At 52.9% G+C, this 6,360-nt stretch carries 6 protein-coding genes and 3 tRNA genes; all 9 read right to left on the bottom strand.

Going from position 1 to position 6,360, the window contains the following annotated elements:
* Nucleotides 1–58 precede the first annotated feature (58 nt).
* Nucleotides 59–1,021 carry a phage integrase central domain-containing protein gene (locus tag ACSZO1_RS08530; protein WP_437611485.1) on the bottom strand — a complete coding sequence of 321 codons (963 nt, stop codon included), beginning with the start codon at nt 1,019–1,021 and terminating at the stop codon, nt 59–61.
* A 264-nt stretch (nt 1,022–1,285) separates the two neighbouring features.
* Nucleotides 1,286–1,361: transfer RNA gene (locus ACSZO1_RS08525), tRNA-Lys, on the bottom strand.
* Nucleotides 1,362–1,499: 138 nt separating this feature from the next.
* Nucleotides 1,500–1,575: transfer RNA gene (locus ACSZO1_RS08520), tRNA-Lys, on the bottom strand.
* Between the two features lie 94 nt (nt 1,576–1,669).
* Nucleotides 1,670–1,745, bottom strand: a tRNA-Lys gene (locus ACSZO1_RS08515).
* Nucleotides 1,746–1,909: 164 nt separating this feature from the next.
* Nucleotides 1,910–2,701, bottom strand: coding sequence for a cell division protein CpoB (cpoB, locus tag ACSZO1_RS08510; protein WP_437611483.1), 792 nt, complete (start codon nt 2,699–2,701; stop codon nt 1,910–1,912).
* Between the two features lie 9 nt (nt 2,702–2,710).
* Nucleotides 2,711–3,214 carry a peptidoglycan-associated lipoprotein Pal gene (pal, locus tag ACSZO1_RS08505; RefSeq protein ID WP_437611481.1) on the bottom strand — a complete coding sequence of 168 codons (504 nt, stop codon included), beginning with the start codon at nt 3,212–3,214 and terminating at the stop codon, nt 2,711–2,713.
* A 45-nt stretch (nt 3,215–3,259) separates the two neighbouring features.
* Nucleotides 3,260–4,552, bottom strand: coding sequence for a Tol-Pal system beta propeller repeat protein TolB (gene tolB / locus ACSZO1_RS08500; protein WP_437611479.1), 1,293 nt, complete (start codon nt 4,550–4,552; stop codon nt 3,260–3,262).
* A gap of 170 nt (nt 4,553–4,722) precedes the next feature.
* Complete coding sequence (gene tolA, locus ACSZO1_RS08495) at nt 4,723–5,889, bottom strand: cell envelope integrity protein TolA (protein WP_437611477.1); 1,167 nt, start codon at nt 5,887–5,889, stop codon at nt 4,723–4,725.
* A 31-nt stretch (nt 5,890–5,920) separates the two neighbouring features.
* Nucleotides 5,921–6,349: a colicin uptake protein TolR gene (gene tolR / locus ACSZO1_RS08490; RefSeq protein WP_437611475.1), complete on the bottom strand. Its 429-nt coding sequence runs from the start codon at nt 6,347–6,349 to the stop codon at nt 5,921–5,923.
* Nucleotides 6,350–6,360: the final 11 nt, after the last annotated feature.

The raw sequence follows: 6,360 nt of genomic DNA, 5'->3' as shown, positions 1-6,360 counted from the left end.
ACACTGAAAACGATAGATGAACGGCAATCATTGTAGTCATGAACAGAACTTTGAATGATTAAATCGCACCTTCCATAGGCTGGCAGCGCTTTACCCTGCCGGGAAACACAAATGGCGAATGCTTACTCAGGGGCTTAAGTTGTTCCAGAACGGCCATCACCTGAGGAGACAGCGGCACCTGATGTTCACGTTTCATCTTCATACGGGCTGCCGGGAGCGTCCAGAGCCGTTTCCCTATGTCAATCTCACACCACATGGTTCCGGCGGCCTCAGCGGGGCGTACAAGCGTCAGAAGCTGCCATAACAACAACAGGCGTGTCATCGGAGACAAGTTAGTCGTATAAACCCGCTGCATCAGTTCCGGCATACGTTCCGGACGAATGGTTGGCATATGCTTCTTCCTGGGCTTCACAAACGCCTCATCAATGGTTGATGCCGGGTTGGCATCCAGCAGGCCGGTATTAATGGCGAATTTCATCACTTCGTTAATCCTCTGCGTCAGGCGGTGCAAGGTTTCCAGTGCGCCACGCAGTCTTACTGGTTCCAGAGCGGCGATAAGCGTATGGGCTTTCAGATCAATTACCGGCGTCTGCCCGATAGCGGGAAATACGTCACGCTCCAGTGATTTCCAGATATCATCTGCATAATCGGCGGAGATTTTTGTTTTCTTCACGGCGAACCATCTTGTCGCCACGTTGATAAACAGACTATCCACCGCCAACCTTTCACGCTCTGCCTCTTCCTGCTCCTGTTTTTTCGGGTCAATGCCTTTTACCAGCAGGGTAAGGTGTTCGGCATGTAGCGTTCGGGCGCTGGCAAGCGACATGGCAGGGTAGTGTCCGAGGGTAATGGTGGTTCGGGCAGTCGAACCGGGACGCTTGTAACGAAAGCGCCAGATTTTTTTACCGTTGGTTTTGATGAAAAGGGTCAGCCCCTGTCCGTCGAACAGTTCGTAATCTTTATCGGCGGGTTTTGCCTTCTGGACTTCCGAGGCAGATAAAGGACGGGTAAGAACAGCCATAAAGTCACTCCTTACGTATCAGTGGAAAATGACAGTGATGGAGTGTGCAATATTCTGTTTTCTGGAGCGTTTTTCAGCCCGAAACTCAATATGGGCCTACAAGACTTCCACCATCAGAGGCATAGGCCCTTTCATAGGCCCATTTGCTCTGGCTCCCCCGGTATACGGAGGGGAGCATACAGACGAAAAAAAACCGTATCCTGATGACAGTGATACGGTTTTCTTACTTCCCCGGATACCATGAAACATCCCAGGAATGTATGTTGGTGGGTCGTGCAGGATTCGAACCTGCGACCAATTGATTAAAAGTCAACTGCTCTACCGACTGAGCTAACGACCCGCTGTGCGGAATGGGTACTGCATACTTTAAGATAATGGTGGGTCGTGCAGGATGACTTGGCCTTTGGCCTCGCCCTGCGGGCCGTTGCTTTCAGCAACGTTATCCTTCACGAACTAACATTACATACTGCTTAAACAATGGTGGGTCGTGCAGGATTCGAACCTGCGACCAATTGATTAAAAGTCAACTGCTCTACCGACTGAGCTAACGACCCATTATCTGTAAATCTCAGGAAATACTTTATCAGGCACCTTCCTGCCCGGTGCTTACTTCAAAGGAGATGAGTTAATCAAAGCCTGAAGAAGTAGTGGTGGGTCGTGCAGGATTCGAACCTGCGACCAATTGATTAAAAGTCAACTGCTCTACCGACTGAGCTAACGACCCACTTTTTGGCTGTCAGAGCGCTTTCGCTTATGCCCTGTCAACGGCGGCATATATTACTGATTTGAATTTCCAGCGCAACCACTATTTTTGAATAAGTGGTTCAACTGCTTACCTTTCAGGCGGCAAGACCAGAAATCACACGATATCTGGTCAAACCTCGGCTATTACAGCCCCGCCGCGCGCTTTTGCGCCAGCTTAGACGCCTCAGTATTTGGGTACTGTTTTAATACCTGCTGGTACACGGCTTTCGCTTTCGCGCTGTCGCCTTTGTCCTGCATGATCACCCCCACCTTATACAGCGCTTCCGCCGCTTTCGGTGATTTCGGGTAATTTTTTACCACAGTGGCGAAGTAGTAGGCCGCGTCGTCTTTTTTGCCTTTGTTGTAATTCAGCTGACCGAGCCAGTAATTTGCATTCGGCTGGTAAGTGGAATCCGGATACTTCTTCACAAAAGCCTGAAATGCGACGATCGCCTGATCGTACTGCTTTTTCTCCAGCACCAGCGCCGTCGCAGCGTTGTAGTCGCTGTTTGCATCTCCGCCCTGTACCGGCGCAGCAGAAGCACCGCTGTCGGTTGCAGAGCTATCAGACGCCGCAGCCGCACCGGCACCCGCCGCTGCATCACCAGCAGCAGAAGCGCCGCTATTGCTGCCCTGCGAGTCTATCTGCTGATACATCTGCTTCTGCCGTTCAACGGTCTGGTTCAGGTTATAGGAGTTTTCCTGAATCTGACCACGCAGAGAGTCGATATCGCGCTGGTTGTCGTTGAGTTGCTGCTGAAGTTGTTGAATGAGTTGTGCCTGAGCATTAGAAATACGCTCAAGAGTGGTGACACGGTCTTCTACCGAGCCTGAGCCAACGCTACTGATTGATGCCTGGGCATTAGCGGCCCAGGGAGCCGCTACGCCAATCAGTAACGACAGACTCAACAGGTGAGTTCTGAAGCTACTAATCATGTGATTCTCTTAGTATACCAGTACGGCACGACGGTTTTTAGCGTAAGCCGCTTCGTCATGACCCAGTACAGCTGGCTTCTCTTTACCGTAAGAAACGATAGAGATCTGGTCAGCAGAAACGCCTTTACCCTGCAGGTACATTTTCACAGAGTTAGCACGACGCTCACCCAGGGAGATGTTGTACTCTGGAGTTCCGCGCTCATCCGCGTGACCTTCAACAGTCACTTTGTAAGACGGGTTGCTACGCAGGAAAGCAGCGTGCTGATCCAGCATCTGAGCGAAGTCAGAACGGATGTCGTACTTGTCCAGGTCGAAGTAAACAATGTTGTTACGCTGCAGTTCTTGCATCTGCAGACGCGCTTGTTCTTCAGAAGACATGTTACCCTGGTTGTAAGCACCTTCGGCACCCATACCAGACTGGTCGTTGTTGTTGTCTTTTTTAGAGCTACATGCAGCCACTGCGATAACTGGCAGTGCCAGCAGTAAACCCTTCAGCACTTTGTTCAGTTGCATTTCTAATATCCTATTTATAGTTTGCTATACATATTTGCACATGCATCACAGATACGGCGACCAGGCAGGGAATTTGACCTGTCCATCGGTAGCCGGAAGACGCGCTTTGAAACGCCCATCTGTCGAAACCAACTGCAACACGGAACCCATCCCCTGAGTGGAGCTGTAGATAACCATTGTGCCGTTAGGCGCCAGACTTGGCGTCTCATCCAGGAACGTGTCCGTTAACGTTTGAACGGCTCCCGTTTCCAGATCCTGTTTGGCGATATGCTGTGCTCCACCTGCGGAACTCACCATCACCAGAGATTTGCCATCGAAGCTGACATCAGAGTTCTGGTTCTGGGAACCTTCCCAGGTCAGACGCTGCGGTGCACCACCGTTGACGTTAACTTTATAAATCTGCGGACGACCAGCCTGATCCGAGGTATACGCCAGTGACTGGCTATCCGGGAACCAGGTCGGTTCAGTGTTGTTGCTGCGACCATCGGTCACCTGACGGATCTGGCCGGAACCAATATCCATCACATAAATATTCAGGCTGCCAGTTTTTGACAGGGCAAACGCCAGCTTCGTTCCGTCAGGCGAGAAGGATGGCGCACCGTTGTGGCGTGGGAAAGACGCCACCTGTTTGATCGCACCGTTTGCCAGCGTCTGGATAACCAGCGCAGAACGGCCGCTTTCAAAGGTCACGTAAGCCACTTTGCTGCCATCTGGCGACCAGGCCGGGGACATCAGCGGCTCTGGTGAACGGTGTACAACAAACTGGTTATAGCCATCGTAGTCGGACACACGCAGTTCATACGGGTACTGACCACCATTGGTCTGCACCACGTAGGCGATACGGGTACGGAATGCGCCTTTAATACCAGTCAGTTTTTCAAACGCTTCGTCACTGGCGGTATGCGCTGCGTAACGTAACCACTGTTTGGTCACTTTAAACGAGTTCTGCGCCAGTACGGTGCCTGGGGAACCGGCAGTATCAACCAGCTGGTAAGAGATGGTGTAGCTGCCATCTGCGCCAGGCTGCACCTGACCCACAACGACCGCATCAATACCCAGTGCGCTCCAGGCCGCTGGCTGCACTTCAGCAGCAGACGTCGGCTGCTGTGGCAGACGAGAACGATCCAGCGGGTTAAATTTGCCGCTATTACGTAAGTCAGCCGCAACAATGCCACCAACATCTTCAGGGGCAGCGCCCGGACCGTCCCATTTGAACGGCACTACGCCGATTGGGCGCGCGCTGTTGACCCCCTGGGTGATTTCAATACGCACTTCTGCGTGCAGCACAGCTGCCCACAGAAATAAAAAGCTTAACGCTACACGCAATGCCTGCTTCATCTTTTCTCCCTTATCTGAACCCGTGGTCCACGATAATTAGCAGTGTACGAACCATTAACGCAATATTGCCCTGCGAACCTGGCGCTGCTGCAGCGTGGGCGCAACGCGAGGTCTCAGGCTTATAGAGTACGGCATGTTTACCATAGTTCAACATGCCGACTGTTACTGAATTACTGTGGCTTAAACGTCATTGGCGCATTTTTAAAGACTTCATAAACCGCCTGGCTTGGTGGCTTAGGAATACGCGCCTGCTTCGCTGCCGCAATTGCCGCCTGACACAGCGCCGGATCGCCGCCTTCTGCCTTAACATCAATCAGTAAGCCATCGGGTGCCAGCTTGATACGCAGATCACAGCTCTTACCACGATACAGATCAGCATCGTAGAATTTGCTCTGAATCGCACCGGTAATCTGTCCTAAATAGCCACTCACTTCTGCGCCGGAAGCGCCTGCCGTCTTGCTGTTGCCCTGCCCTGCCGGACCGGATTTGCCCGCTTTCGGCGCATTCTTACCGGAGGAGAGACCACCAAGCAGGTCATCGACATCCGCCGATTCAGCTGCTTCCGCAGCCGCCTTCGCTTTTGCCTCAGCCTTCGCTTTTGCAGCAGCATCCGCTTTTTTCTTCGCTTCTGCAGCGGCTTTTTCTTTGGCTTCCTGCGCAGCTTTCGCCTCGGCTGCGGCCTTCGCTTTCGCATCAGCCGCCGCTTTGGCTTTCGCGTCTTCTGCGGCTTTCACTTTAGCGGCTTCAGCTGCTGCGGCTTTCGCCTGCTCTTCCGCTTTCTTTTTCGCATCAGCAGCGGCTTTCTGTGCCTCTGCTTCGGCCTTTTTCTTCGCATCCGCGGCCGCTTTCGCCTGGGCATCAGCTTCAGCTTTCGCCTCTGCTTTTGCTTTCGCTGCTGCGGCTTCCGCCTGTTTCTGCTGTTCCTGCGCCTGCTTCGCCGCCTGCTCAGCCTGTTTCTGCTGTTCAGCCTGCTCCTGAGCCTGTTTTTGCGCCTCTTCCTGCGCCTGCAAACGCTCTTTCTCCAGCTCTTTCAGGCGCTGCTGTTCAGCGGCCTGTTTTTGCTGCAGTTCTTCTGCCTGCTGCTCAGCCTGTTTTTTGCGCTGCTGCTCAGCACGTTTGCTGTCGCTCTGCTGATTCTGCTGCCGATTGTACTGTTCTACCACCGCACCAGGATCGACCATGACGGCATCTATATCGCTACCGCCACCGCCTGCGCCGGCGTCGATCTTTTCGTCAAACGAGCTCCAGATCAGTAATGCAATCAGCACGACATGCAGAATCACTGAAATGATAATGGCGCGTTTTAACTTATCGTTCTGCTCGGTTGCCTTCGACACTCTGGGTTCCCAAAAAACGGTTCGAATGAATTTAGATCGGCTGCGTCATCAGTCCGACGGACTTGACGCCCGCCTGGTGCAGCAGATTCAGCGCTTTGATGATTTCGTCATACGGCACATCTTTCGCGCCGCCGATCAGGAACACCGTTTTCGGGTTCGCTTCGAGACGACGCTGCGCTTCAGCCACCACCTGTTCTGACGGCAGCTGGTTCATACGATCGTGATCAACCACCAGGCTGTACTGTCCAACGCCTGAGACTTCAACGATTACCGGCGGATTATCATCGCTGGCGACCGTTTTTGATTCTGTCGCATCCGGCAGATCCACTTCCACGCTCTGGGTGATAATCGGCGCTGTCGCCATAAAGATCAGCAACAGCACCAGCAACACGTCCAGCAGCGGAACAATATTGATCTCGGATTTCAGATCGCGGCGACCGCGACCACGCGTTCTGGCCATGCGTTACCTCC

This window comes from Erwinia sp. V71 (assembly GCF_965644245.1).
GTDB lineage: Bacteria > Pseudomonadota > Gammaproteobacteria > Enterobacterales > Enterobacteriaceae > Erwinia.
This window is presented reverse-complemented; position numbering and strand designations above follow the sequence as displayed.

What these genes read in the sequence shown, in the direction of transcription:
- tolB (WP_437611479.1), bottom strand. Translation starts at nt 4,552, where the DNA reads ATGAAGCAGGCATTGCGTGTAGCGTTAAGCTTTTTATTTCTGTGGGCA.
- tolR (WP_437611475.1), bottom strand. Translation starts at nt 6,349, where the DNA reads ATGGCCAGAACGCGTGGTCGCGGTCGCCGCGATCTGAAATCCGAGATC.
- ACSZO1_RS08530 (WP_437611485.1), bottom strand. Translation starts at nt 1,021, where the DNA reads ATGGCTGTTCTTACCCGTCCTTTATCTGCCTCGGAAGTCCAGAAGGCA.
- pal (WP_437611481.1), bottom strand. Translation starts at nt 3,214, where the DNA reads ATGCAACTGAACAAAGTGCTGAAGGGTTTACTGCTGGCACTGCCAGTT.
- cpoB (WP_437611483.1), bottom strand. Translation starts at nt 2,701, where the DNA reads ATGATTAGTAGCTTCAGAACTCACCTGTTGAGTCTGTCGTTACTGATT.